This window comes from Halomonas sp. C22 (assembly GCF_007655045.1).
Classification (GTDB): Bacteria; Pseudomonadota; Gammaproteobacteria; order Pseudomonadales; family Halomonadaceae; genus Vreelandella; species Vreelandella hamiltonii.
The window spans coordinates 112,676-137,118 of sequence record NZ_VBVC01000009.1 but is presented as its reverse complement, the minus strand read 5'-3'; the positions used below and the strand labels follow the sequence as shown (position 1 = coordinate 137,118).

The following is a 24,443-nucleotide window of genomic DNA, read 5'->3' as shown; positions in this document are numbered from 1 at the left end:
CCCTGCTCATCTCACTCATTGCAAAGAGCCAAGCCCATGCGCCTGAACGCCGATTTTAGCCACTTTGCCTGTATGACGCCGGAGCAGTATCACTGGGTCGCGTCGCCCAGTGCAGGCGTGGAACGTATGATGCTGGACCGGATTGGCGAGGAAGTCGCCCGCGCCACCAGCCTGGTACGTTACGCGCCGCACAGCCAGTTCAGCCACCATACCCATGGCGGCGGTGAAGAGATTCTGGTGCTGGAGGGCGTGTTTGCCGACGAACATGGCCGCTACCCTGCGGGCAGCTACCTGCGCAATCCCATTGGCACTGGCCATACGCCCCATATTGGCGAAGAGGGTGCGCTGATTCTGGTGAAACTGCATCAATTCGATGACAACGACCTGCTGCAGCTGGCCATTCCTGCCCACCGCCTGCCCTGGCAGCCCGACCGGCGGCCAGGCATCGGCTACAAGATGCTGCACACCTACGCGCAGGAGCGGGTCAGCCTGGAACGTTGGGAGCATGAGGTGACCATCGACTACCCTGCGCTACCGGGCGGGCTGGAACTGCTGGTACTGGAAGGCTCGCTCTACGAGGCGGGCAACGAATACCCGCAGGGCAGCTGGTGCCGCTTCCCACCTGGGGCCACCCCATCGCTGCGGGCCGGTGAACACGGCGTCATGATGTACATGAAACGCGGGCACCTGACGGATGCGGTGTGCCAGGCTAACGCGCCAGCCCAATGAACGGCAGCAGGGTCAGCAGCGCGATCAGAATCACGGCGACCATCACCAGCGCGATCTGAATCGGCTGCTCCCGTAAACGCCGCCCCCAGGTCGGCGCTTCGTTGCGGGCCAGCGCTTCCTGGTGGGCCTTTCGCGCGCTGGCCTGGCGTTCGACCTGGTACTGCGCCAGCAGCGCCTCGGCGTCATCTCGCTGGTCCGGGTTGCGCAGCCAGATGGCATCGACCCCCAGGCGGAAAAACCCCGCCTGGGTTTCATACACGTCGAAGCCGTGTTCATCCAGCAGTTGGCGCACTTCCATGGCCTCTTCATCGGTCACGTGGCGCAACCGGAACAGCAAATGTGCCATGTTAGCCGCCCAATGCCGCCATGCGATCCGCCTGAATCACTTCGATCCAGTAGCCATCCGCGTCCTTGACGAAAATGACGTCTTTCATCTTGCCTTGGTCGGCACGCTTCACGAAGGTGACATCGTGCTCGTCGAACCAGGCTTGGGCGGCCTCCAGGTCCGGCACGCTGAAGCAGATGTGGCCAAACCCTTGGGGCTCGGCATTGCCGTCGTGGTAGGCAAAGTCCTGCTCGGTTTCGGTGCCCCAGTTGTGGGTCAGTTCCAGCAGGCCCTTCTGGCTGAAAGTCCAGGCGGTGCGAGCGCTCTGGTCCTCCGGCACCTGGTCGTCGGCTTCCACGTTGGCCAGAAAATAGAGCGAGAACTGCATTTCTTCGAAATCCAGCCGCCGCAGCACCTGCATGCCAAATACGCGGGAATAGAACGCCAGCGCGCGCTCCGGGTCCTTGACCCTCAGCATGGTGTGATTCAACCGAAACCCTTGGGTCTGGGGAGCCGCAGGGGCAACACCGGGATGCTGTTCACCTGAAAACGACATGACTTTCTCCTGTTGCTGCGTGATGTATCTGGCAATTGGTACCCAAGTAGGCACTTTGGTACGTAAATACTTTGACGAAGCCCATACCATGTACAAGGCTTTAGGCTGCTGCTAACGCGAACCCCATCGAATCCGCCGTTACCGCCCCTTGGATCATGTATGAGGGCGGCGCTGCGATAATTCTAGCCCCTGCCTGAGGAGGCCGCATGTCACGTGATCTCAATGTACTGGGTGAGCCGCTCACCCCCTGCTGTCACTCGCCCAAGACGGGGTTTTATCGTGATGGCTTTTGCCGGGTCGGCACCGACGATGTGGGCATTCATTCGGTATGTGCCATGGTCACCGAGGAGTTCCTGGCGTTTTCCCGCGCGCAGGGCAATGACCTGGTCACCCCGCGCCCCGAGTACGGCTTTCCTGGCCTGCGGCCCGGTGATCGCTGGTGCCTGTGTGCCCACCGTTGGGCAGAAGCCGCAGAGGTCGGTCTGGCCCCGCCGGTGATTCTGTCAGGCACCAATGCACGCACGCTGGACATCATTCCGCTGATCAAACTGCAACAACACGCCCTGGATGCAGTGCACTAGGCCTGCCAGCGCGCGGAGCGCTTCCCCAGGCATTGGTCGCAGTGGATTTTCTATGCAGCTCTTCTACACTACTATCTCTATAGCTGTACATTCAGCGTATCGTTAGCCTGGGAGTGTGTCATGACCGACATTGAAATGACGCTAGATGATCGCCTGACGTTGAAGCAGTTGGCCAACGCGCTACAGAACGGCTTTTCCCCCATCGTGGAGGTCGTCTCGATGGATGGCATCTACAAGGTCCGCTTTCATCATGCCCACGGCGTCTCGGACCTGAGCAATGCACAGGGGCAAGTCAGCACGTTTCTGGGCACCGGCGAAATCCGCGACACCCTCGGGCAACTTGGGCTGACCCACGGCGTATTGACCTGTTCCGACCAGTGTGGCGACGAGATGATCGGCGTCTCGGGCAGCGCCATAACGCCCGATGAAATGCTGACCTACGGCACGCGCATCGCGTTTCGCTGATCTTTCCGCGCCATTGGCTTTACACATCCCGCCTGGCCGAGGATAGTACGCCTACGACAGGGGCGCCGCGACGCGGCTGAGAAGCACCCTTTGAACCTGAACCGGATAGCACCGGCGTAGGGAGTCGTGGTGCTTCCATTCACCACCTCCCTGCCGGGAGGAAGTCATGACCCTACCCAGCCCGCGCGAGACGCTGCTCGCGCTGCGTGACCAGACCCCGCTGGTTCACTGCATCACCAACTATGTTGCCATGAACAGTACCGCCAACCTGCTGCTGGCCGCCGGGGCCTCCCCCGCCATGCTGCATGCCCAGGAAGAAGTGGCGGAATTTACCGCCATCGCGGGAGCGCTCTCGATCAACATCGGTACGCTCTCTACCCCTTGGGCCGAGGCCATGCAGCTGGCCGCCCACTCTGCCCAGGCCCACGCGGTGCCCTGGGTGCTGGACCCGGTTGCCGTGGGTGCCACGCGGCTGCGCCAGCAAACCTGCCTGTCCCTGCTGGCTTACCAGCCCAGTGTGATTCGTGCCAATGCTTCGGAAATCATGGCGCTGAGCGGCCTTGCCCACCAGGGCCGGGGCGTGGATGCCACGGTCAGCACCGACGATGCCATCCAAGCGGCCATCACCCTGGCTCGCCAATATCACTGTGTCGTCGCCATGACCGGGGCCACCGATATCGTCACCGATGGCCAGTCGCTGTATCGTTTGGCCGGTGGCCACCCGCTGATGCCACGGGTAACCACCCTGGGCTGCGGGCTCAGCGCGCTGGTCGCCGGTTTCGTGGCGGCCAACCGTCACGCCCCGCTGGCCGCCACGCTCGGCGCCCTGACCTACTTCAATCTGGCAGGCAGCCACGCCGGGCAGCAGGCCGAAGGGCCAGGCAGTTTCTATGTGACGCTGCTGGATACCCTGTACTCGCTCACGGCAGATGACCTGCCTGCACTACCTCACTCGGAGACCCTACATGTCGGTTGATCTTACGCTCTATCTGGTCACGGATGCTCAGCTATGCGCCTCCACGGGCCTGGAACGTACCGTGGAAGCCGCCGTGGCAGGAGGCGTCACACTGGTCCAGCTACGCGACAAACAGGCTAGCGACGAGGCCATGATTGCCCAGGCCAAGCGTCTCAAGGAAGTGCTGGCAGGTAGCGGAGTGCCGCTGATCATCAATGACCGGCTGAACGTGGCGCACGCAAGCGGTGCCGACGGCTTGCACGTTGGCCAGAGCGATACGGACGTGGTGCAGGCCCGCCAGGTACTGGGCGAGCAGGCGATCATCGGGCTCTCCATCAATACCCTGGAGCAGTTGCAGCGTGCCCCCGTGGCGCTGCTGGATTACGTGGGGCTGGGGCCCGTGTTTGCCACCGGGAGCAAGCAGGACCACGCGCAGCCCATCGGTTTTACCGGGCTGGCCCAGCTGGCCAGTGCCTGCCCGCTGCCCAGCGTGGCCATCGGCGGCTTGAAAGCCGAGCACGCCGCCCAGGTGAAAGCCGCCGGTGCCCACGGGCTCGCGGTGATCTCGGCCATTTGCGGCCATCCTGACCCACGTCAGGCGGCCCAGGCGTTCTTCAGGTCATGACCCAGTTCGACCAGCTGACAGCCTTCGTCAAGGTGGCCGAGTTAGGCAGTTACACGCGGGCGGCGGAGGCCCTGGACCTCTCGCGCACCTTGCTATCGCGCCGGGTCATGGCGCTCGAGGAATCGCTGGGCGCGCGGCTGATACAGCGCACCACCCGGCGGCTGCACCTGACGGAAGCAGGCGAGCGCTATCTGGCCCGCGCACAGGCGATCCTGCTGGCTCTGGAGGAGGCTGCCAATGAAGTGGGTAGCGGCCTTCAAAGCGTGAGCGGACGACTGCGCATCAACGGGCCCATGAGCTTTGGCACTCGCTACCTGGCTCCCGAGGTGGCTCGCTTCATGCGGGATCATCCCCACCTGGAGGTGCGCCTGGACCTCAATGACCGCCGTGTAGACCTGCTCGAAGAGGGATACGACCTGGCCATTCGCATTGGCAGCCTGCCGGATTCCAGCCTGGTGGCCAAGCGCCTGGCACGCTGCCAGATGGTGTTCTGCGCCTCTCCTGACTACCTGGCGCAGCACGGCACTCCCACCCGCCTGGAGGCGCTGGCCGACCATCGTTGCCTACGCTATCGCAGCGGCCAGAACAGCGGCGACTGGCGCGTGGGGCAGCAGTGGTTGAGTGTCGACGGACCGCTGGAGAGCAATAACGGCGATATGCTGACCCATGCCGCAGAAGCCGGGCTAGGCATCGCCCATCAGCCCAGCTTCCTGGTGACCGAAAGCATCGCCCAGGGCCGCCTGGTGCCGCTATTGCAGGAGATACCTCCCACGTACCTGGACATCCACGCGCTCTATCCTGCCCGGCAGTTTTTGCCTGCCAAAGTGGCACGCCTGATCGACCAGTTGACGGTTGCCTGGGGCGACCCACCCGCCTGGGAGAAGGCGCTGGGATTGTCGCGCCCAGCGCAACAGTGAAGTGCCAAAAGCGGGGATTATCCAGACAGGCAGTCGTCGTACAGTGGCGTCATCGCATCCAGAGGGGATGCCGACGACCACGAGAGAACACCATGACGACGACACTGACGACTCAAGCATCACACCTGCATGCCACTGCCCTGCTGCGCATCAGCCTGGGCATAATGACCCTGGCCCACGGGCTGTTGAAAGTATTCGTGTTCACCCTGCCTGGAACGGTCGGCTATTTTGAGTCGCTGGGCCTGCCAGGCTTTCTGGCCTACCTGACCATTGCGGCGGAAGTCGGCGGAGGCCTGGCCTTGCTGCTGGGTATCTATACCCGCTGGGTCAGCCTTGCCCTGGTACCGGTTTTGCTGGGAGCCGCCTGGGTACATATCGGTAACGGCTGGCTCTTTTCCAACCCGGGCGGCGGCTGGGAATTCCCGGTATTCTGGGCCATTGCACTGGTCGTGCAAGCCGGCCTTGGCAGCGGCAGCCTGGTCGTTGCACGCCGCTTCGCGTGAGCCACTGGCCTGCTGGCGTGCCTACGCTGGCAGGCTGCACATCGAGGTGCCTTATGTTACCTAGCCTGTTTATCTCTCACGGCTCGCCCATGCTGGCGCTGACCCCCACGCCCGCTCACCAGTTCCTGCGTGAGCTGGGCCAGACGCTTCGCCCCAAGGCCATCGTCGTGGTCTCAGCCCACTGGGAAACGCCGGAGCTGCTCATCAGTCAGAGCGCTCACCCCGAGACCCTCCACGATTTTGGCGGTTTTCCGGCGGCGTTGTTCGCCGTGCAGTACCCGGCACCGGGGGACCCAGCCCTGGCCGCAACGCTGGGCAACACGCTCGGTGCCAGACTCGTGGAGCGCGGCATGGACCACGGCGCTTGGGTGCCACTTTCCCTGATGTACCCCGAGGCCAGGCTACCGGTCGTGTCGCTGTCGCTTCCCAGCCGGTGGAGCAACGCGGCGCTGATGGAGTTGGGCCAGCGGCTTGCCCACCTGCGCAGCGAAGGTATTCTGGTCGTGGGCTCCGGCAGCCTGACCCATAACCTGCATGCGCTACTGCCCCAGGGCAGCCAGGCACCAGGCTGGGTGGATGCCTTTGCCGATTGGGCACACACTCAACTGGAAAAAGACGCGCGGGAGGCGCTGCTGACATGGCAAACGGCTCCCCATGCCCAGCGCAACCATCCCACGCCGGAGCACTTCCAACCGTTACTGGTCGCCATGGGAGCCGGGGGCCAGGGCCAGCGGCTGCACCATAGCGTCGAGCACGGCGTGCTGGCGATGGATGTCTACGCGTTCAACTGACGGCCACGCCCAGATGGCTGGCCTGGGCGGGAGTGTGGGAGGGAGCGGTAGGAAGATCCCGCATCAACAGGGCAAACTCCCACTGCTCCGGGGCGATGGGCGCGCCAGGTAGCGCTATGCGGACACGATGCCCTGAGCCGGGTGCGGCAGTCTGATACTCACCGCGCCCGTTTTCCATCTGCTTCAGCACGAAACGACGATTGCCGCCGGGCAGCATCAGCTCCATGGTATCGCCCACTTCGAAGCGATTCTTGACCTCGACGTCCAGCAGGCTGCCCGTGGCATCGACGCCGATGATGTCGCCCACGAACTGCTGGTGCACGCCAACGGAGTGGCCGCGCTCGTAGTTCTGAAACTCATCGTGCACATGGCGGCGATAAAAGCCCTCGGTATAGCCTCGGTTGGCCAGGTTTTCCAACTGATCCATCAAGCCCATGTCGAAGGGGCGGCCTGCCACGGCATCGTCAATGGCCTGACGATACACCTGCGCAGTACGCGCCACGTAGTAGTGGGACTTGGTGCGTCCTTCGATTTTCAGTGACGCCACACCCAGGCGCGCCAAGCGTGCCACGTGCTGCACGGCGCGCAGGTCCTTGGAGTTGAACAGGTAAGTGCCGTGCTCGTCTTCGTAGATGGGCATCCGCTTGCCCGGCCGGGAGACATCTTCGATCAACGCGGCCCGCTCGGTGTCCGCCGCCACGGGTATCAGGTCGCCGGTGGCATCCTGAGTGGCATCCAGCATCTTGTATTGCCAGCGGCAGGCGTTGGTGCAGGTGCCCTGGTTCGGGTCACGGCGATTGACGTACCCCGAGAGCAGGCAGCGCCCTGAATATGCGATGCACAGCGCACCGTGAACGAACGTCTCGATCTCGATATCCGGGCATTCGGTGCGGATCTCGGCCACCTCTTCCAGCGACAGCTCCCGAGAAAGAATGATGCGCTGAATCCCCTGCCGCTGCCAGAACTTGACCGCGGCCCAGTTCACCACGTTGGCCTGCACCGACAGGTGGATGACTTGGTGCGGCCAGCGCTCACGGATCATCATGATCAGCCCGGGGTCGGACATGATCAGAGCGTCCGGCCCAGCCTCGATCACCGGCTCCATATCCCGCAGGTAGGTCGTGAGCTTGCTATTGTGCGCAGCGATGTTGGAGGCCACGTAGAACTGCTTGCCTCTGGCGTGGGCATACTCGATGCCCCGGTGCAGCGTCGCCACCTTGAAGTCGTTATTGCGCACCCGTAGCGAGTAGCGTGGCTGCCCGGCGTAGACCGCATCGGCCCCGTAGGCAAACGCGTAACGCATGTTGTGAAACGTGCCCGCAGGCGAGAGAAGTTCGGGAGCTTGCATAACCGTCACCGTTGTTTGAACGGGCGGCATTATAGCCAGCGCACCTTTCCGGTTGCGGCCCGTCGGCCGGTTTGCTGACCTGGATCAATTCCCGGTGCATGTCAGGCCGTGGGGCGACGTTTCAGGGTGGTGCGACGGTCGTGATAGGCAATGGCCAGACCGCTGCACATGATCAGCGCGCTGCCTACCCAGACCCAGACGTCCGGCAGTTCTCCCCAGAACCACCACCCCAGCAGCACGGCCCACAGCATGGCGGTGTAATCGAAGGGCGCCGCAATGGCGGCGGGCGCATGGCGAAAGGCCAGGGTGATGAACGCCGTGGCCCCCACCCCCAGCACCCCGGAGGCGGCAAAGCCCAGCCAGTGCCAGGGATGGGGCGTTTGCCATACCCAGGGCAGGCTGAGGCCCGTCAGTACCAGCGGCACGGCCGTCATGTAGAACACCATGGCCCACAGGTGCTCGTTGGCGCCATAGCGCCGCGCGGTGACCATCATCAGCGCGTAGAACACCGCCGCTCCCAGCACCACCATGGCCCCCAGTTGAAAGGCATCACCACCTGGCCGCACCACGATCAGCACCCCGACAAAGCCAAGCAGCGAAGCGGCCAGCACTGGCGGGTCGATACGCTCACCCAGTAACGGCACCGACAGCAGCGTCACGAACAGCGGGGCCACAAAGGCAATCGCCGTGGCTTCCGCCAGCGGCAGCAGGGTCAACCCCCAGACGAAGCACACCATGGTGGCGGTATAAATGAGCCCGCGCAGCAGGTGCACGCCCGGGCGGCGCGTACGCAGCTTGCGCAGCCCACCACCAAAATGAGCCAGCAGGGCGATCAGCGGTAGCGACACCAGCGCTCTAAAAAAAATGATTTGCAGCGGCGAGTGCACCTCACCCAACCATTTCGATACCGCGTCTCCCAAGGCCAGAAACAGTACGCCTGCACACATGCAGAGAATGCCTTTCAGGGAAGATGTCATGGCGTTCCTCCTGTGGTCGCATAAAACAAAACGCCCCGCCAATGCTGCACTGGCGGGGCGTTGGCGTGCCGGGTGGCGTCAAAGGCTGGCGTTCACCACCATGCAGTCCATGCCCTGGGCCTGCAATGACTGACAGGCCTGACGGGCACGTGCTTCATCCAGGGCCACGACACGTGCTCGGAACACCGTCGAACGCCCCTCCAGCGTATCGATGGCGACTTGCCCTCCTACATCGCTGGGTAAGCGCTGGGCAGCCTGCTGGGCCAACTGTTCCGCCTGATACGCCTGGCTGAATGCGCCCACCTGGATGCCCCAGTTCCCACCTCCGGAGGCCGGTGCCGCTCCCGCCGAGGCAAAGCCACGCTCCTGCTCGATCAAGGCCAGCAGCGGGTCACCCTGCGGGGAAGGCGTAGGCGCCATGGTTTGTGACCACTGGGCTTCCACGGCCGCCGCCGTGACCGGGGCGCTGGTGTCGATATGCGCCATCATCGGGCGAGACGGGGGCTCGGGAGGGGGCGGAGGCGAGATCGGCTGCTGTGAGCCCCCGAAGCCCATGTACTCCTGAGAGAAGCTGGTGTTGGCAATCCAGGTCTGGTGGTCACGTAGCGCTGCGCGCTCGAAACTGCGATCCAGCAGGCTGGCCATGTGCGTATCCCTGGAGGCGGCGGTGAAACCGCCCATCACCACCGCCACCATACGCCGACCGTTATGTACGGCAGTGGTCGCGACATTGAACCCGGAGGCACGGATAAAGCCGGTCTTCAGGCCGTCGGCGCCGGGATAGTCACGCACCAGGCGGTTGTGGCTGGTATGGCGAGTGCCACGATGGGTGAACTCCTGCAGCCCAAAATAGTGGTAGTACTGAGGAAAGTCCTGGATCACACGCACCGACAGGGTCAGCATATCCCGTGCCGTCGTGACCTGCTGGTCATCCGGCAACCCCGAGGCATTGCGGAAAGTCGTCCTGCTCATGCCCAGCTCCCGGGCCTTCTCCGTCATGATATGGGCAAAGCGCTGCTCACTGCCGCCCAAGGCCTCGGCCACCACCACGGCCACGTCGTTGGCAGAGCGCACCGCCAGGGCACGCATGGCGGTGTCCACGCTGATGGTGCTGCCCGCTGACAACCAGAGCTTGCTGGCGGGCATGGCCGCCGCCTGAGCCGACACCGGCAGCGCCTGATCGAGCCGCAAGTCCCCTCTCTCCAGCGCTTCGAAGGTGAGGTACATGGTCATCATCTTGGTCAGTGAGGCGGGGTAGCGCGCTTCGTCGGCGTTCTCAGAATAGAGGACTTCACCATGTTCCAGATCGACGACGATGCCCGCATAGCGGGGGTTGGCCTGAGCTTTGGTGATACTGCCGATCACCAGTAGACCGAGCATCAACAGCCATACCGTTGCCGCTGTCCGTGAATACCTTGCCTCTGCTGCCATACCTGCCCCTTGATGAATGTACATCACCGCTAAACGTCACTCGCGCCTGATAACTTGGCACACACTCACTGATGGCCTGGCACCGCCTGACATGGCCATGCCCAGCCGAACAAGACTAGCATGGCCTGCCGACAAATGGATGTGCCCGATGGCTTATATATAGATTAATCCAGGCCCGCCAGGCAATCCGTCTCTTTTCCATGGACATGAAACGATAGGCATAAAAAAACCGCCCGGTGAGGGGCGGTTTTCATTGTGCCTTGAAAGGGGCGCTACGCTTACTCTGCAGCGGCTTCTTCCTGGGCTACCGGGCGGTCTACCAGTTCAACGTAGGCCATGGGGGCGTTGTCGCCGGTGCGGAAACCGCACTTGAGGATACGGATGTAACCACCCGGACGCTCGGCGTAACGCGGACCCAGCTCGTTGAACAGTTTGCCGACGGCTTCTTTGGAGCGCGTACGAGCAAACGCCAGACGGCGGTTTGCAACGCTATCCTGCTTTGCCAGGGTGATCAGCGGCTCGATAACGCGACGCAGTTCCTTGGCCTTGGGCAGGGTTGTCTTGATGACTTCATGTTCGACCAGCGAGACAGACATGTTCTTGAACATGGCCTGACGGTGCGAGCTGGTACGATTCAGATGACGACCACTCTTACGATGACGCATGGTTGTGATTCCTTACCAAACTGGGACTCAAGTCGACGCTTACGCGGAGGCCTTGTCGTCCTTCAGGCTTGCGGGTGGCCAATTTTCCAGCCGCATACCGAGGGACAAGCCGCGCGCTGCCAATACATCCTTGATTTCATTCAAGGACTTCTTACCGAGGTTCGGGGTCTTCAACAGCTCCACTTCCGTGCGCTGGATCAGATCACCGATGTAGTAGATATTCTCGGCTTTCAGGCAGTTGGCGCTGCGAACGGTCAACTCGAGATCGTCTACGGGGCGCAATAGGATCGGATCAACGTGATCCTCTTCCTCTTCGACTTCCTGCTCTTTGTCAGCTTCCAGGTCGACGAAGGCGGCCAGCTGCTCTTGCAGAATGGTCGCACTGCGACGGATAGCCTCTTCCGGATCCAGTGTACCGTCGGTTTCCAGGTCGATAATCAGCTTATCGAGGTCGGTACGCTGCTCGACACGAGCGGCTTCGACCGAGTAGGAAACACGGCGAACAGGGCTGAAGGTGGCATCCAGCTGCAGGCGGCCAATAGCACGGGTCTCTTCATCAGAGCCACGAGCGTCAGCCGGTTCGTAACCACGACCCAGCGCTACCTTAAGCTGAATTTTCAGCTCGGCACCTTCATTGACGTGTGCAATGACGTGGTCCGGGTTGACGATTTCGACGCTATGATCAAGCGCAATGTCGCCAGCGGTGACGACGGCTGGGCCCTGCTTGTTCAGCGAGAGCACCGCCTCATCGCGGCTGTGCATCTTGATCGCAACATCTTTCAAGTTCAGGAGGATTTCGATGACATCTTCCTGCACCCCTTCGAGCGCACTGTATTCGTGCTCTACACCGGCGATTTCAGCCTCTACCACGGCAGCGCCGGGCATGGATGAAAGCAGAATGCGACGAAGTGCATTCCCCAGGGTGTGACCAAAGCCGCGCTCGAACGGTTCGAGAACGATTTTGGCATGATGTGCGCTGATCTCTTCGACCTTGATGTCGCGGGGGCGAAGAAACTCTGTCACTGAACGCTGCATATGAACACCTTTCAGGCTGCCAAACGGATACTGAGTACTCTAAAGCACAATACTCAAGAGCATCTGGGCGGTTAGCTTTGCTATCCCGCCCAGGCCTCAAGAAGCAGAAGCAACAAACAGACTGCTTACTTGGAGTACAGCTCGACGATCAGGTTTTCGTTGATGTCGGCAGTCAGGTCACCGCGTTCAGGCAGAGCCTTGAAAGTGCCTTCCATCTTCTTGGCGTCGATTTCGATCCAGGTGATATCGCCACGGTTGGCAGCAATGCTCAACGCGCTTTGGATACGAGCCTGGTTCTTCGCCTTTTCACGAACAGCTACCACGTCACCCGGCTTCACTTGGTAGGAAGCAACGTTAACGGTGCGGCCGTTGACGGAAATCGCCTTGTGGCTGACCAGCTGACGCGCTTCAGAGCGAGTCGAGCCGAAGCCCATGCGGTAGACGACGTTATCCAGTCGGGATTCAAGCAGTTGCAACAGTACTTCACCGGTCGCACCTTTCAGGCGAGCGGCTTCTTTGTAGTAGTTGCGGAACTGCTTTTCGAGTACGCCATACATACGGCGTACTTTCTGCTTCTCGCGAAGCTGCAAGCCGTAGTCGGAAAGACGCTGACGACGCTGGCCGTGTACACCCGGGATCTGCTCGGATTTACACTTTTTCTCGAAGGGAGTCACGCCACTCTTCAGGAAGAGATCGGTGCCTTCACGACGAGACAGTTTGCACTTCGGTCCAATATAACGAGCCATGAATCTGTCTCCTTAAACGCGGCGTTTCTTCGGCGGACGGCAGCCATTATGGGGGATGGGCGTCGCGTCTACGATGCTTTGCACGCGGAAGCCGGCGGCGTTCAGTGCGCGCACGGCGGATTCACGGCCGGGACCGGGGCCCTTGACCAGCACGTCTACGTTTTTCACACCATACTCGGCTGCAGCAGTTGCTGCACGTTCGCTTGCAACTTGCGCAGCGAACGGGGTGCTCTTGCGAGAACCACGAAAACCCGAACCACCGGCTGTTGCCCAAGAAAGAGCATTGCCCTGGCGGTCTGTGATCGTCACGATCGTGTTGTTAAAAGAGGCATGGATGTGCGCGACGGCGTCCACTACCTGCTTTTTAACCTTTTTACGGTTACTACGCGGGTTAGCCATGTTGATGTCTATTCCTGTCTTAACGTCAGCTCTCGATTAAAGAGCCTGCGTGTTATTTGCGGATCGGCTTACGCGGGCCCTTACGGGTACGCGCGTTAGTCTTGGTCCGCTGACCACGCAGCGGAAGACTACGACGATGACGCAGACCACGGTAGCAGCCTAAGTCCATGAGACGCTTGATGTTAAGCGTGACATCACGACGAAGGTCGCCTTCTACGGTGTACTTACCAACTTCAGAACGCAGGGTGTCCAGCTCGTCGCCAGACAGGTCTACGATCTTGGTAGTCGGCGCGATACCGGCAGCAACACAGATGTGTTGAGCGCGAGTACGGCCAATCCCGAAGATATAGGTCAGCGAGATCGCCGCATGCTTGTTGTCCGGGATATTGACGCCTGCAATACGGGCCATCAGCTTACTCCGAAATTTGAGCGGCTTGCTCGTTTATTCATCTACAAAAGGCGCAACAGCATACCCCTTTAGGAGCCCGAAGGCAAGGGGTATGCCTGCACCCGCTTAAAACAGCCCAGGCTTAGCCCTGACGCTGTTTGTGCCGCGGCTCGACACAGATGACGCGTACAGCGCCATTGCGACGAATGATCTTGCAGTTACGGCACATCTTCTTTACGGAAGCTCGAACTTTCATCGTTCTTTCTCCAAAAACGGCTCGCGGCGCGCCAATTCGTTAGGGGCGCCTCAGCGCATGATGCCGCCGCTACCGTAGCCTTTCAGGTTGGACTTCTTCATCACTGAGTCATATTGATGCGACATGAGATGCGACTGCACCTGGGCCATGAAGTCCATGATGACCACTACCACGATCAGCAGCGACGTACCGCCAAAGAAGAACGGAACGTTCCATGCTACGATCAGGAACTGGGGCATCAGGGAAACCGCAGTGATATACAAGGCACCGAACAGAGTGAGACGAGTCATCACTTTGTCGATATAGCGAGCGGTCTGCTCGCCGGGGCGAATGCCCGGCAGGAAAGCGCCTGACTTTTTGAGATTGTCAGCCACATCCTTGGGGTTGAAGACCAGCGCTGTGTAAAAGAAGCAGAAGAATACCACTGCCGCAGCGAAAAGCAAGATGTAAAGCGGTTGGCCAGGGCCTAACGCCTGCGAGGCACGCTGCAACCACTCCATGCCTTCGCCAGCGCCTACCCACTGACCGATAGAGGCCGGGAAGAGTAGGATACTGGAGGCAAAGATCGCGGGAATGACGCCCGCCATGTTCACCTTCAACGGCAAGTAGCTGCTTTGACCTGCATACATCTTGTTGCCCACTTGGCGACGTGGGTAGTTCACCTTGAGGCGGCGTTGGCCACGCTCGATGAACACCACGAATGCCACGGTGGCAATACCTAGCACGGACAGCGCTAACAGCGGAAGAACATTCCAGGCCCCTTCGTTACGAGCAAGCTCGAAGGCTTGCCCCACGGCACTGGGCAGCCCAGCGACGATCCCCGCGAAGATCAGCAGCGAAATACCGTTGCCGATGCCCTTCTCGGTGATCTGCTCACCTAGCCACATCATAAACACCGCACCCGACACAAACGTGATGATGGCGGTGAAATAGAAGCTGAAGTCAGCGCTGTAAGCGATGCCTTGGCTAGCCAGACCCACGGACATGCCGGTAGCCTGGACAAAAGCCAGTAGCACCGTGCCGTAGCGGGTGTACTGGCTAATCTTGCGGCGGCCAGCCTCGCCCTCTTTCTTGAGCTGTTCAAGATGAGGGGAGACTGCAGTCATCAGCTGCATGATAATCGACGCCGAAATATAGGGCATGATGCCCAGGGCGAGGACGCTCATGCGCTCCAGGGCGCCACCCGAGAACATGTTGAACATGCCCAGGATGGTGCCCTGTTGCTCCCTGAACAAGGCAGCAAGCTGGTCAGGATTGATACCGGGAACGGGAATGTGGGCACCGATACGGTACACCACGATGGCGAGGAGCACGAAGCGCAAACGCGCCCACAGTTCACTCAGACCGCTGCCCATCGCCGGCATGTTTCCTGACTTGGCCATTTAGTCCTCTACCTTGCCGCCAGCGGCTACGATCGCTTCACGGGCACCTTTGGTGACCTTGATTCCACGAACGGTAACCGCTTTGTTCAGTTCGCCAGAAAGGATGATCTTCGCATGCAGCGTCGCATCCTTCAGCACGTTGGCTTGCTTCAGGGTTTCCATGGTGACTTCGTCACCGGCAACCTTGGCAAGTTCCGCCAGGCGTACTTCTTCAGATACCAGCGACTTGGCAGACGTGAAGCCAAACTTCGGCAAACGACGCTGCAGAGGCATCTGACCGCCTTCGAAACCAGGCTTGACGCTACCGCCACTGCGTGATTTCTGACCTTTGTGGCCACGGCCACCGGTCTTGCCCAGACCGGAACCGATACCACGACCAACGCGCTTTTCAGCGTGTTTGGAGCCCGGTGCCGGGCTCAGGGTATTGAGTTTCATGGATTACTCTCCCTCAACGCGCACAAGGTAGTTAACCTTGTGGATCATGCCGCGTACGGCAGGGGTGTCTTCCAGCTCAACCGTATGACCGATGCGACGCAGGCCCAGGCCTTTCATAGTAGCCTTGTGCTTGGGCAAAACGCCGATGGTGCTGCGGATCTGGGTAACCTTGATCGTTGCTGCCATGGTGCCTTACCCCGTGATCGCTTCGACAGACAGACCGCGCTTGGCGGCGATGTCTTCCGGTGCTTGCATGGCAGAGAGACCTTTGACAGTCGCCCGCACCACGTTAACCGGGTTGGTGGAACCGTAGCACTTGGCCAGTACATCGTGAACGCCTGCCAGTTCCAGTACGGAACGCATGGCGCCACCAGCGATGATACCAGTACCTTCGGAGGCCGGCTGCATGTACACCTTGGAAGCACCGTGACGGGCTTTTACCGGGTACTGCAGTGTGTGACCTGCAAGGTTGACCTTGACCATGTTGCGACGAGCCTGGTCCATCGCTTTCTGGATTGCGACCGGCACTTCACGCGCCTTGCCACGACCGAAACCGACACGACCTTTACCATCACCTACGACGGTCAGTGCGGTGAAGCCGAAAATACGACCACCCTTGACCACCTTGGCGACGCGGTTGACCTGCACTAACTTCTCCTGCAGATCACCGTTTTGCTGTTCGTTCTTCGCCATCGTAAAACCCTTTAGAATTCCAGGCCGCCTTCACGTGCGGCGTCGGCCAGAGCCTTGACGCGACCGTGATACTTAAAGCCAGCACGGTCGAAGGCCACCTGGGTGATGCCTGCTTCTTTAGCGCGTTCGGCAATCAGAGCACCGACCTTGGAGGCCGCGTCTGAGTTACCGGTCGCACCCTCGCGCAGTGCTTTGTCCAGCGTAGAAGCGCTGGCCAGCACCTTGCCACCATCCGGCGAGATAATCTGCGCGTAGATGTGACGCGGGGTACGGTTGACGCACAGGCGATACACGCCCAGCTCGCGGATCTTGGCGCGAGCGCGGCGGGCACGACGGAGACGAGATTCTTTCTTCGCGTTCATAACCCTGCCTTACTTCTTCTTGGCTTCTTTGCGACGCACCTGCTCGTCGGCGTAACGTACACCTTTGCCTTTGTACGGCTCAGGCGGACGGAAGGCGCGGATTTCCGCGGCGCACTGACCGAGCATCTGCTTGTCCGCGCTTTTCAGCACGATCACGGTGTTCTTCGGCGTTTCCGCTGTAACACCTTTAGGCAGTTCGTAGTCGACCGGGTGCGAGAAGCCCAGTGAAAGATTGAGCGTCTGGCCCTTAGCTTGGGCACGATAACCGACGCCAACAATTTCGAGAGTTTTTGTGAAACCCTCGGATACGCCCGTAACCAGGTTCTGAACCAGGGCGCGGGTAGTACCGGCCATTGCCCAGCTCTTGGCAGACTCACTCGGGGCGAAGGTCAGCTGGCCGTCTTCTTGACCAATCACCACGTCCTGGTGAATGGGCATAGACAGCGTGCCCTGGCCGCCTTTGGCGGTCAGCTGGCCAGCATCGATTTTGACATCAACGCCAGCAGGCACTTTAACCGGATATTTCGCTATGCGGGACATTCCAGCCTCCTAGAATACGGTGCAGATGACTTCGCCACCGACGCCAGCCTGGCGCGCGGCACGATCGGTCATGACACCATTAGAGGTGGTGACAATCGCGATACCCAGGCCATCGGCTACCTTGGGCAGGTTGTCCTTGCCCTTGTACTGACGCAGAGACGGCTTGGAAACCCGCTGAATGTGCTCGATAACCGGCTTACCCTCAAAGTACTTGAGAGTAACGGTCAGCTCGGGTTTGACGCCTTCAGCCACCGTAAAGTCGGTAATGTAGCCTTCTTCCTTTAGCACTCGGGCCACTTCGACTTTCAGTTTGGAGGACGGCATGGTAGCCGTCTCCTTGGTGGCCATCTGCGCATTGCGGATACGGGTAAACATATCCGCCAGAGTGTCTTGCATGCTCATTTAATGTGCGCTCCTGATGATTCTACGTGGCGTTACCAGCTGGACTTTTTGAGGCCAGGGACGTCGCCACGCATGGCGGCTTCACGCAGCTTGTTACGGCCGAGGCCGAACTTGTTGTAAAAGCCGTGCGGACGGCCAGTCACGCGGCAGCGGTTACGCTGACGCACCGGGCTGGAGTCGCGCGGCAGTTGCTGCAGCTTCAGCGTCGCCTCGAAACGATCTTCTTCAGAAGCGTTCACGTCCGAGATGATTTTCTTGAGCTCTGCGCGCTTAGCCGCAAACTTCTCGACTAGCTGAGTACGCTTGAGCTCACGCTCTATCATACTTTTCTTAGCCATGATCCAACCCTTATTTCTTGAACGGGAAGTTCAGTGCTGCAAGCAGCGCACGACCTTCCTCGTCGGTGTTGGCGGTAGTAGTGATAGTGACGTCCAGTCCCCGTACACGATCGACTTTATCATATTCGATCTCCGGGAAGATGATCTGCTCACGCACACCCATGGAGTAGTTGCCGCGACCGTCGAAGGACTTCGGGTTGAGACCACGGAAGTCACGCACGCGTGGGATGGCAATGTTCACCAGACGGTCCAGGAAGTCCCACATACGCTCGGAGCGCAGTGTCACTTTGATACCGATCGGCCAACCTTCGCGCACCTTGAAGCCCGCGATGGACTTGCGTGCCTTGGTCACCAGCGGCTTCTGACCGGAAAGCTTCTCCAGGTCGCCGATGGCATTGTCGATCAGCTTTTTGTCGCTGACCGCTTCGCCGATACCCATGTTCAGAGTCACTTTCGTGATCCGGGGTACCTGCATTACGTTGGCGTAGCTGAACTGCTCTTTGAGTTGAGCTACCACCTCGTTTTGATAACGTTCTTTCAAGTTCGCCATTATGCTACCCGACTCGCGTTAGGCGTCGATCTGCGTCTGCGTCGACTTGTAGATACGTACCTTGGTACCGTCTTCCTTCACCTGGAAGCCGACGCGATCCGCCTTACCGGTCTCCGAATTGAAGATGGCTACGTTGGACGCGTGAATCGGAGCCTCACGCTCGACGATACCGCCCTGATTTCCCGCCATGGGATTAGGCTTGGTGTGACGCTTGATCATATTCACACCGGACACCACGAAACGGTTTTCAAGTACCCGCTTCACCGTGCCGCGCTTGCCCTTATCCTTCCCGGCGATGACGATGACTTCATCGTCACGTTTGATCTTTTGCATATCCGCCTCGCTCCTTACAGCACTTCAGGCGCTAGGGAAATGATCTTCATGAACTTCTCATTACGAAGTTCACGAGTTACCGGCCCGAAGATACGCGTGCCGATCGGCTGTTCGTTGGTGTTATTCAACAAAACTGCCGCATTTCCATCGAAACGGATCAGCGAACCGTCACTACGACGGACGCCACTACGGGTACGAACGACTACTGCCTTGAGGACCTGGCCTTTTTTGACCTTGCCACGAGGAATAGCTTCTTTGACCGTTACTTTAATGACGTCACCAACGCGGGCGTAGCGACGGTGTGAACCGCCCAGCACCTTGATGCATTGCACCCGGCGCGCTCCGCTGTTGTCGGCGACATCCAGCATTGTCTGAGTCTGAATCATCGGTTTTCTCCAAACCTAATCTGACTGCACTGGTTGAACAGACGCAGGGGATTAACCCTTGGCCTGCTCGACCACCTCGACCAGCGTCCAGGCTTTCTTCTTGGAAAGCGGACGGCACTCCTGAATGGAAACCGTATCGCCTGCCTTTGCCTGGTTCGCCTCATCATGGGCGTGCAGCTTGGTGGAGCGCTTGACGTATTTTCCGTAGATCGGGTGACGCTCACGACGCTCGATCATGACGACGATGGACTTGTCCATCTTGTCGCTGACCACCTTGCCGGTCAGCGTACGTGTTTTTTTCTCTTCGGCCATCTCAATCACCTGCCTTCTCGTTGAGCACAGTCTTAACGCGGGCGATATCCCGACGGACCTGCTTGAGCAGATGAGTCTGGCTCAGTTGGCCAGTGGCCTTCTGCATGCGCAGGTTAAACTGCTCGCGGAGGAGCTCGAGGAGCTGCTCTTGGAGCTCTCCTACGGACTTTTCACGAATTTCCTGGGCTTTCATCACATCACCGTCCGTTTCGCAAAGGTGGTGGACAGGGGCATCTTCTGGGCGGCCAGTTCAAATGCTTCACGGGCCAGCTCTTCGGATACACCTTCAATTTCATACAGGACCCGACCCGGCTGGATCTGGGCTACCCAGTACTCAACGGAACCTTTACCCTTACCCATACGAACTTCGAGCGGCTTCTTGGAAATCGGCTTGTCAGGGAAAACGCGGATCCAGATTTTACCGCCACGCTTGACGTGACGTGTGATCGCACGACGGCCAGCTTCGATCTGACGCGCAGTGATGCGGCCACGACCGGTTGCCTTGAGGCCGTACTCCCCGAAGCTGATCTTGCTTCCGCGATGCGCCAGGCCACGGTTGCGGCCTTTCATCATCTTGCGGAATTTCATACGCTTGGGCTGTAACATCGACTCGCTCTCCCCTTACCTGGAACCTTTCTTCTTGGGCGCGTTGCCGGCAGGCTGTTGCTGTTGCTTGGCCTTGGCACGTACTTCCTCGATACCGCCGAGGATTTCACCCTTGAAGATCCACACTTTGACGCCGATGACGCCGTAGGTGGTGTGAGCTTCGTAAGTGGCGTAGTCGATGTCCGCACGCAGAGTATGCAGCGGAACGCGACCTTCGCGGTACCATTCGGTACGTGCGATTTCGGCGCCACCCAGACGACCTGACAGCTGAATCTTGATGCCGCCAGCGCCAAGACGCATTGCGTTCTGTACCGCGCGCTTCATGGCACGACGGAACATGACGCGACGCTCAAGCTGACCTGCCACGTTGGCAGCAACCAGCTTGGCATCCAGCTCGGGCTTGCGAACTTCTTCGATGTTCACATGCACCGGAACGCCCATCATCTCGGTCAGATCACGACGCAGACGGTCGACATCTTCACCTTTCTTGCCAATCACGATACCCGGACGGGCAGTGTGAATGGTGATGCGGGCATTGTTCGCCGGACGCTCGATGTGAATGCGGCTTACGGAGGCGCTTTTCAGACGCTCGTCCAGGAAGCTGCGCACTTCGAGATCGTTGTTGAGCTTATCGGCATAGGCGCCGCGCTCGGCATACCAGACAGAAGCATGGTCTTTGACGATGCCCAGTCGAATGCCTGTTGGATTGACTTTCTGACCCATCTGGTCGACTCCTACTTCTCGGCTACCTTGACGGTGATGTGGCAGGTGCGCTTCAAGATACGATCCGCGCGGCCTTTGGCACGCGGCTTGATACGCTTGAGCGTCATGCCCTCATCGACGCAGATGGTCGAGACACGCAGCTCGTCGATATCCATGCCGTTATTTTCTTCCGCGTTTGCAATGGCGGACTGCAGCACTTTCTTGACTAGCTTGGCAGCCTTCTTCGGTGAGAAGGTCAGCAGGTCGAGTGCTTCGGCGACCGGTTTACCGCGCACCTGGTCAGCCACCAAACGGGCCTTCTGGGCGGATAAACGAGCGCCACGCAGCTTAGCTGTGACTTCCATCTCTCAATCCTCTCTGGCTTACCGTTTGGCTTTCTTGTCCGCCGCATGCCCGCGATAAGTGCGAGTGGCAGCGAATTCGCCCAGCTTGTGACCAACCATTTCCTCGGAGACGTGCACCGGGACGTGTTGGCGACCGTTATGGACAGCGATTGTGAGGCCTACCATGTTTGGCAGGATCATCGAACGACGCGACCAGGTCTTGATCGGTTTACGGTCGTTCTTCTCCACTGCAGCCTCTACCTTCTTCAAAAGATGAAGGTCAATGAAGGGACCTTTCTTTAGTGAACGTGGCACAGCCGTTACCTCTTAATGTCTTGGCAATTTAGATCAACGCGTCTTGTTACGACGACGTACGATCAGCTTGTCGGTGCGCTTGTTCTTACGCGTCTTGTGACCCTTGGTCGGCACGCCCCACGGAGTAACGGGGTGACGGCCACCGCTGGTGCGGCCTTCGCCACCACCGTGCGGGTGATCCACAGGGTTCATCGCGACGCCGCGAACTGTCGGACGCACGCCTCTCCAGCGCTTCGCACCGGCCTTGCCAAGTTGACGCAGGCTGTGCTCGGAGTTGCTCACTTCGCCCAGGGTCGCGCGGCACTCGGCCAGGACCTTGCGCATTTCGCCAGAGCGAAGACGCAGGGTGGCGTAGTTACCTTCACGAGCAACCAGCTGAGCGCTAGTACCGGCACTGCGAGCAATCTGCGCGCCTTTACCCGGCTTCAGTTCGATACCGTGAACGGTAGAACCGAGCGGGATGTTACGCAGCGGCAAGGCATTGCCTTTCTTGATGGGCGCGTTGACACCAGATTCCAGCACGTCACCGGCGCTGACGCCTTTCGGTGCAATGATGTAACGACGCTCGCCATCGGCATATTTCAGCAGTGCAATGTGCGCACTGCGGTTCGGGTCGTGTTCCAGACGCTCAACGGTGGCCGGAATGCCATCCTTGGTGCGCTTGAAGTCGATCAACCGATAGTGATGACGGTGACCACCGCCCACGTGGCGGGTGGTGATGCGACCGTAGTTGTTACGGCCACCGGACTTGGACTGTTTTTCCAAAAGCGGTGCATAAGCACGGCCCTTGTACAGTTCCTCACCAACGATCTTGACGACGTGGCGACGACCGGCGGATGTGGGTTTGGTCTTGACGATTGCCATTATCCGTACTCCTGCCCTTATTCGGCGCCAGAGAAGTCTTCGAGCGTTTCACCCGCAGCCAGGGTCACATACGCCTTGCGGTAACCCTTACGCAGGCCAACGCCGTGAGCAGTACGCTTGGTTTTACCCTTGACGTTCAGCACTTGAACGCCACCGACCTTCTTGCCGAACAGTGCTTCAACGGCTTTCTTGATCTCGGGCTTGGTAGCATCGGGTGCCACCTTGAAAACGTACTGGTTGCGCTCGGCTGCCATCGCGGCCTTTTCGGTCACGTGCGGTCCAAGCAGAACCTTGAATACGCGTTCCTGGTTCATGCCAGCTTCTCCTCGAATTTACGCAGGGCGGAGACGGTGACCAGGACCTTGTCAAAGGCAACCAGGCTCACCGGATCAGCTGCAGCGACATCCACCACGTCAACGTGGGGAAGGTTGCGTGCGGCCAGATAGAGCGTTTCGTCGACTTCTTCAGTGACGATCAACACTTTCTCAAGGTTGAGCTCTTTCAGCTTGGCAGCTACCTGCTTGGTCTTCGGCGCTTCTACGCTGAACTCTTCAATCGCGACCAGGCGCTCTTGACGGACCAGCTCAGACAGGATGGAGCGCATCGCCGCGCGGTACATCTTGCGGTTTACTTTCTGGGTGTAGTCCTGAGGACGCGCCGCGAAAGTAACACCACCGCTGCGCCACAGCGGAGAGCGGATAGTACCAGCGCGTGCACGACCGGTACCCTTCTGACGCCACGGCTTCTTACCACCGCCACGCACGTCGGAACGGCTCTTTTGAGCGCGTGTACCCTGACGACCAGCTGCCAGATAGGCAGTGACGACCTGGTGCACCAGCGCTTCGTTGAATTCTTTGCCAAAAGTGGCGTCGGCTACTTCAACGGTACCCGTGCCTGCAGCAAGATTCAGATTCATTGGTAATTATCCCCTTCAGCCAGCTTTCACGGCGCTGCGAACGATAACGTTGCTACCGGTCGCTCCCGGTACAGCGCCCTTGATCAGCAGCAGGTTACGCTCGGCGTCGACACGGACGATCTCAAGGCTCTGTACGGTGCAACGGGTGTTACCCATTTGACCGGCCATTTTCTTGCCCTTGAATACGCGACCAGGTGTCTGACACATGCCGATAGAACCCGGCGCACGATGCGACAGGGAGTTACCATGGCTGTTGTCTTGGGTACGGAAGTTCCAGCGCTTAACAGCACCCTGGAAGCCTTTACCCTTAGAGGTGCCGGTCACGTCGATCTTTTGACCAGCTTCGAAGAGGGATACGGTGAGTTCGCCACCCACTTCAGGAGCTTCTTCGCCTTCTGCAAGGCGGAATTCCATCAGCGAACGACCAGCCTCGACACCCGCCTTGGCAAACTGACCCGCTTGCGCTTTGGTGAGGTGCTTGGCTTTACGAGAACCAGTAGTGACCTGAACCGCTGCGTAGCCGTCAGACTCAAGCGTCTTGACGCGCGTTACACGGTTAGGATCAACTTCAATAACGGTCACGGGCACGGATGCGCCGTCTTCGGTAAAGACGCGGGTCATCCCGGCCTTGATACCGACTAAACCGATAGTCATGCTCAGTCTCCTATAGTGTACGGGGCTATCACCCGCTATGGCTGCCCTTTCCAGAGCATTCCACTAGCACATTGTGTGGCGCCTCACGGCGCGGCGGCTGCTGCTCTCGACAGATGGCGATGAGCGCTGGGCCGCAAAGTGTCTAGTGTATTAGTCGAGCTTGATTTGCACGTCTACGCCAGCGGCGAGGTCGAGCTTCATCAGCGCATCAACGGTTTTCTCGGTCGGCTCAACGATGTCGAGCACACGCTTGTGAGTGCGAATCTCATACTGATCACGCGCGTCCTTGTTGACGTGCGGAGAAATCAGGATGGTATAGCGCTCGCGGTTGGTCGGCAGCGGGATCGGACCACGAACCTGAGCACCAGTACGCTTAGCGGTTTCAACGATTTCCGCAGTGGACTGATCGATCAGGCGATGGTCGAACGCTTTCAACCGAATGCGAATCTTTTGGTTCTGCATTTGCCCTAAACTCCAATGGATGTCGACGGCGCGAGCCGTCTACCCACGCATTCAAAGGATGCGCATTATAGGCACGCCAATCGGCCATGTCAAACATTTGCGATTGGTGCGCAGAAAAGGGGGCTCTTGCGAGCCCCCTTGCATCATCAAGTCAA

41 protein-coding genes and 1 riboswitch are annotated in these 24,443 nt (G+C 59.6%); of the genes, 8 read left to right on the top strand and 33 right to left on the bottom strand.

The annotated features are described in order from the left end of the window. Positions 1 to 36 precede the first annotated feature (36 nt). Positions 37 to 729: a cupin domain-containing protein gene (locus FEU76_RS15755; RefSeq protein WP_039180601.1), complete on the top strand. Its 693-nt coding sequence runs from the start codon at positions 37 to 39 to the stop codon at positions 727 to 729. Here the strand turns inward: FEU76_RS15755 and FEU76_RS15750 are convergent. After that, complete coding sequence (locus FEU76_RS15750) at positions 710 to 1,075, bottom strand: DUF6164 family protein (protein ID WP_039180604.1); 366 nt, start codon at positions 1,073 to 1,075, stop codon at positions 710 to 712. The genes FEU76_RS15755 and FEU76_RS15750 overlap by 20 nt on opposite strands. 1 nt (position 1,076) lies before the next feature. Next, the gene (gene gloA, locus FEU76_RS15745; protein ID WP_039180607.1) at positions 1,077 to 1,610 is read right to left on the bottom strand and encodes a lactoylglutathione lyase; all 534 of its coding nucleotides are present in this window, start codon (positions 1,608 to 1,610) and stop codon (positions 1,077 to 1,079) included. A 206-nt stretch (positions 1,611 to 1,816) separates the two neighbouring features. On the opposite strand from gloA, the gene FEU76_RS15740 reads away from it, so the two are divergent. The 7 genes from FEU76_RS15740 (at position 1,817) to FEU76_RS15710 (ending at position 6,447) form a co-directional block, all read left to right on the top strand. After that, complete coding sequence (locus tag FEU76_RS15740) at positions 1,817 to 2,191, top strand: DUF2237 family protein (RefSeq protein ID WP_039180609.1); 375 nt, start codon at positions 1,817 to 1,819, stop codon at positions 2,189 to 2,191. A gap of 120 nt (positions 2,192 to 2,311) precedes the next feature. Further along, positions 2,312 to 2,656 (top strand): hypothetical protein, encoded by a 345-nt coding sequence (locus FEU76_RS15735; RefSeq protein ID WP_144984211.1) that lies wholly within the window; start codon positions 2,312 to 2,314, stop codon positions 2,654 to 2,656. 48 nt (positions 2,657 to 2,704) lie between these two features. Beyond that, positions 2,705 to 2,796, top strand: a riboswitch (TPP riboswitch). Between the two features lie 26 nt (positions 2,797 to 2,822). After that, positions 2,823 to 3,632, top strand: a complete 810-nt coding sequence (gene thiM, locus FEU76_RS15730) for a hydroxyethylthiazole kinase (RefSeq protein WP_144984208.1) — start codon at positions 2,823 to 2,825, stop codon at positions 3,630 to 3,632. After that, positions 3,622 to 4,236, top strand: coding sequence for a thiamine phosphate synthase (gene thiE, locus FEU76_RS15725; RefSeq protein ID WP_144984205.1), 615 nt, complete (start codon positions 3,622 to 3,624; stop codon positions 4,234 to 4,236). Before thiM ends, thiE begins: the two co-directional genes overlap by 11 nt. Further along, positions 4,233 to 5,153 carry a LysR family transcriptional regulator gene (locus tag FEU76_RS15720; RefSeq protein WP_016915797.1) on the top strand — a complete coding sequence of 307 codons (921 nt, stop codon included), beginning with the start codon at positions 4,233 to 4,235 and terminating at the stop codon, positions 5,151 to 5,153. Before thiE ends, FEU76_RS15720 begins: the two co-directional genes overlap by 4 nt. A gap of 92 nt (positions 5,154 to 5,245) precedes the next feature. Then, positions 5,246 to 5,656, top strand: coding sequence for a DoxX family protein (locus tag FEU76_RS15715; protein WP_016915796.1), 411 nt, complete (start codon positions 5,246 to 5,248; stop codon positions 5,654 to 5,656). A 53-nt stretch (positions 5,657 to 5,709) separates the two neighbouring features. Continuing rightward, complete coding sequence (locus tag FEU76_RS15710) at positions 5,710 to 6,447, top strand: DODA-type extradiol aromatic ring-opening family dioxygenase (RefSeq protein ID WP_144984202.1); 738 nt, start codon at positions 5,710 to 5,712, stop codon at positions 6,445 to 6,447. Here the strand turns inward: FEU76_RS15710 and trhP are convergent. The 31 genes from trhP to rpsJ form a co-directional block, all read right to left on the bottom strand. Beyond that, the gene (gene trhP, locus FEU76_RS15705; protein WP_144984199.1) at positions 6,440 to 7,795 is read right to left on the bottom strand and encodes a prephenate-dependent tRNA uridine(34) hydroxylase TrhP; all 1,356 of its coding nucleotides are present in this window, start codon (positions 7,793 to 7,795) and stop codon (positions 6,440 to 6,442) included. The two genes, FEU76_RS15710 and trhP, sit on opposite strands and share 8 nt — an antisense overlap. A 101-nt stretch (positions 7,796 to 7,896) precedes the next feature. Further along, positions 7,897 to 8,772 carry a DMT family transporter gene (locus FEU76_RS15700; RefSeq protein WP_039180630.1) on the bottom strand — a complete coding sequence of 292 codons (876 nt, stop codon included), beginning with the start codon at positions 8,770 to 8,772 and terminating at the stop codon, positions 7,897 to 7,899. A 78-nt stretch (positions 8,773 to 8,850) separates the two neighbouring features. After that, positions 8,851 to 10,152, bottom strand: a complete 1,302-nt coding sequence (locus tag FEU76_RS15695; RefSeq protein ID WP_144984196.1) for a D-alanyl-D-alanine carboxypeptidase family protein — start codon at positions 10,150 to 10,152, stop codon at positions 8,851 to 8,853. A gap of 329 nt (positions 10,153 to 10,481) precedes the next feature. Then, complete coding sequence (gene rplQ / locus FEU76_RS15690) at positions 10,482 to 10,868, bottom strand: 50S ribosomal protein L17 (protein ID WP_016915791.1); 387 nt, start codon at positions 10,866 to 10,868, stop codon at positions 10,482 to 10,484. Positions 10,869 to 10,907: 39 nt separating this feature from the next. Further along, positions 10,908 to 11,903 carry a DNA-directed RNA polymerase subunit alpha gene (locus tag FEU76_RS15685; protein WP_016915790.1) on the bottom strand — a complete coding sequence of 332 codons (996 nt, stop codon included), beginning with the start codon at positions 11,901 to 11,903 and terminating at the stop codon, positions 10,908 to 10,910. 125 nt (positions 11,904 to 12,028) lie between these two features. Beyond that, the gene (gene rpsD / locus FEU76_RS15680) at positions 12,029 to 12,649 is read right to left on the bottom strand and encodes a 30S ribosomal protein S4 (protein WP_016915789.1); all 621 of its coding nucleotides are present in this window, start codon (positions 12,647 to 12,649) and stop codon (positions 12,029 to 12,031) included. Positions 12,650 to 12,661: 12 nt separating this feature from the next. Then, positions 12,662 to 13,048 (bottom strand): 30S ribosomal protein S11, encoded by a 387-nt coding sequence (rpsK, locus tag FEU76_RS15675; RefSeq protein ID WP_009099028.1) that lies wholly within the window; start codon positions 13,046 to 13,048, stop codon positions 12,662 to 12,664. A gap of 52 nt (positions 13,049 to 13,100) precedes the next feature. Beyond that, entirely contained in the window at positions 13,101 to 13,457 is a 357-nt protein-coding gene (rpsM, locus tag FEU76_RS15670) for a 30S ribosomal protein S13 (RefSeq protein WP_039180640.1), read from the bottom strand. A 121-nt stretch (positions 13,458 to 13,578) separates the two neighbouring features. Continuing rightward, positions 13,579 to 13,692 carry a 50S ribosomal protein L36 gene (gene rpmJ, locus FEU76_RS15665; RefSeq protein ID WP_081139244.1) on the bottom strand — a complete coding sequence of 38 codons (114 nt, stop codon included), beginning with the start codon at positions 13,690 to 13,692 and terminating at the stop codon, positions 13,579 to 13,581. 50 nt (positions 13,693 to 13,742) lie between these two features. Continuing rightward, positions 13,743 to 15,074, bottom strand: a complete 1,332-nt coding sequence (secY, locus tag FEU76_RS15660) for a preprotein translocase subunit SecY (RefSeq protein WP_016915787.1) — start codon at positions 15,072 to 15,074, stop codon at positions 13,743 to 13,745. Next, entirely contained in the window at positions 15,075 to 15,509 is a 435-nt protein-coding gene (gene rplO / locus FEU76_RS15655) for a 50S ribosomal protein L15 (protein WP_016915786.1), read from the bottom strand. It lies immediately after the preceding gene. Positions 15,510 to 15,512: 3 nt separating this feature from the next. Beyond that, on the bottom strand, positions 15,513 to 15,695 hold the full coding sequence (rpmD, locus tag FEU76_RS15650) for a 50S ribosomal protein L30 (RefSeq protein WP_009723888.1): 183 nt from the start codon (positions 15,693 to 15,695) through the stop codon (positions 15,513 to 15,515). 6 nt (positions 15,696 to 15,701) lie between these two features. Further along, positions 15,702 to 16,202 carry a 30S ribosomal protein S5 gene (gene rpsE / locus FEU76_RS15645; RefSeq protein ID WP_016915785.1) on the bottom strand — a complete coding sequence of 167 codons (501 nt, stop codon included), beginning with the start codon at positions 16,200 to 16,202 and terminating at the stop codon, positions 15,702 to 15,704. 11 nt (positions 16,203 to 16,213) lie between these two features. Continuing rightward, the gene (gene rplR / locus FEU76_RS15640) at positions 16,214 to 16,564 is read right to left on the bottom strand and encodes a 50S ribosomal protein L18 (RefSeq protein ID WP_008959159.1); all 351 of its coding nucleotides are present in this window, start codon (positions 16,562 to 16,564) and stop codon (positions 16,214 to 16,216) included. A 9-nt stretch (positions 16,565 to 16,573) separates the two neighbouring features. After that, entirely contained in the window at positions 16,574 to 17,104 is a 531-nt protein-coding gene (rplF, locus tag FEU76_RS15635) for a 50S ribosomal protein L6 (protein WP_016915784.1), read from the bottom strand. A gap of 9 nt (positions 17,105 to 17,113) precedes the next feature. Continuing rightward, positions 17,114 to 17,506 carry a 30S ribosomal protein S8 gene (rpsH, locus tag FEU76_RS15630; RefSeq protein ID WP_009723892.1) on the bottom strand — a complete coding sequence of 131 codons (393 nt, stop codon included), beginning with the start codon at positions 17,504 to 17,506 and terminating at the stop codon, positions 17,114 to 17,116. A 32-nt stretch (positions 17,507 to 17,538) separates the two neighbouring features. Beyond that, positions 17,539 to 17,844 (bottom strand): 30S ribosomal protein S14, encoded by a 306-nt coding sequence (gene rpsN / locus FEU76_RS15625; RefSeq protein WP_026001935.1) that lies wholly within the window; start codon positions 17,842 to 17,844, stop codon positions 17,539 to 17,541. 10 nt (positions 17,845 to 17,854) lie between these two features. After that, positions 17,855 to 18,394, bottom strand: a complete 540-nt coding sequence (gene rplE, locus FEU76_RS15620; RefSeq protein ID WP_016915781.1) for a 50S ribosomal protein L5 — start codon at positions 18,392 to 18,394, stop codon at positions 17,855 to 17,857. Between the two features lie 18 nt (positions 18,395 to 18,412). Then, positions 18,413 to 18,727, bottom strand: coding sequence for a 50S ribosomal protein L24 (gene rplX, locus FEU76_RS15615; RefSeq protein WP_009723895.1), 315 nt, complete (start codon positions 18,725 to 18,727; stop codon positions 18,413 to 18,415). Between the two features lie 14 nt (positions 18,728 to 18,741). Then, positions 18,742 to 19,113 carry a 50S ribosomal protein L14 gene (gene rplN / locus FEU76_RS15610; RefSeq protein ID WP_009723896.1) on the bottom strand — a complete coding sequence of 124 codons (372 nt, stop codon included), beginning with the start codon at positions 19,111 to 19,113 and terminating at the stop codon, positions 18,742 to 18,744. A gap of 51 nt (positions 19,114 to 19,164) precedes the next feature. After that, positions 19,165 to 19,425, bottom strand: coding sequence for a 30S ribosomal protein S17 (gene rpsQ, locus FEU76_RS15605; protein ID WP_009723897.1), 261 nt, complete (start codon positions 19,423 to 19,425; stop codon positions 19,165 to 19,167). A 1-nt stretch (position 19,426) separates the two neighbouring features. Next, the gene (rpmC, locus tag FEU76_RS15600) at positions 19,427 to 19,618 is read right to left on the bottom strand and encodes a 50S ribosomal protein L29 (RefSeq protein WP_016915779.1); all 192 of its coding nucleotides are present in this window, start codon (positions 19,616 to 19,618) and stop codon (positions 19,427 to 19,429) included. Then, positions 19,618 to 20,031, bottom strand: coding sequence for a 50S ribosomal protein L16 (gene rplP, locus FEU76_RS15595; protein WP_007112000.1), 414 nt, complete (start codon positions 20,029 to 20,031; stop codon positions 19,618 to 19,620). Before rplP ends, rpmC begins: the two co-directional genes overlap by 1 nt. 15 nt (positions 20,032 to 20,046) lie before the next feature. Then, the gene (gene rpsC, locus FEU76_RS15590) at positions 20,047 to 20,754 is read right to left on the bottom strand and encodes a 30S ribosomal protein S3 (RefSeq protein WP_016915778.1); all 708 of its coding nucleotides are present in this window, start codon (positions 20,752 to 20,754) and stop codon (positions 20,047 to 20,049) included. Positions 20,755 to 20,765: 11 nt separating this feature from the next. Then, complete coding sequence (gene rplV, locus FEU76_RS15585) at positions 20,766 to 21,098, bottom strand: 50S ribosomal protein L22 (protein ID WP_010626471.1); 333 nt, start codon at positions 21,096 to 21,098, stop codon at positions 20,766 to 20,768. Positions 21,099 to 21,116: 18 nt separating this feature from the next. Further along, on the bottom strand, positions 21,117 to 21,392 hold the full coding sequence (rpsS, locus tag FEU76_RS15580; RefSeq protein WP_009098993.1) for a 30S ribosomal protein S19: 276 nt from the start codon (positions 21,390 to 21,392) through the stop codon (positions 21,117 to 21,119). A gap of 33 nt (positions 21,393 to 21,425) precedes the next feature. Then, positions 21,426 to 22,256: a 50S ribosomal protein L2 gene (gene rplB, locus FEU76_RS15575; protein WP_016915777.1), complete on the bottom strand. Its 831-nt coding sequence runs from the start codon at positions 22,254 to 22,256 to the stop codon at positions 21,426 to 21,428. 17 nt (positions 22,257 to 22,273) lie between these two features. Beyond that, a complete protein-coding gene (rplW, locus tag FEU76_RS15570; protein ID WP_016915776.1) occupies positions 22,274 to 22,570 on the bottom strand; it encodes a 50S ribosomal protein L23 in 297 nt (98 codons plus the stop codon). Further along, positions 22,567 to 23,172, bottom strand: coding sequence for a 50S ribosomal protein L4 (rplD, locus tag FEU76_RS15565; protein WP_096921646.1), 606 nt, complete (start codon positions 23,170 to 23,172; stop codon positions 22,567 to 22,569). The genes rplW and rplD overlap by 4 nt, the downstream gene beginning before the upstream one ends. A 15-nt stretch (positions 23,173 to 23,187) precedes the next feature. Beyond that, positions 23,188 to 23,826, bottom strand: a complete 639-nt coding sequence (gene rplC, locus FEU76_RS15560; RefSeq protein ID WP_016915774.1) for a 50S ribosomal protein L3 — start codon at positions 23,824 to 23,826, stop codon at positions 23,188 to 23,190. 150 nt (positions 23,827 to 23,976) lie between these two features. Continuing rightward, a complete protein-coding gene (rpsJ, locus tag FEU76_RS15555; RefSeq protein WP_009098983.1) occupies positions 23,977 to 24,288 on the bottom strand; it encodes a 30S ribosomal protein S10 in 312 nt (103 codons plus the stop codon). Between the last annotated feature and the right edge of the window lie 155 nt (positions 24,289 to 24,443).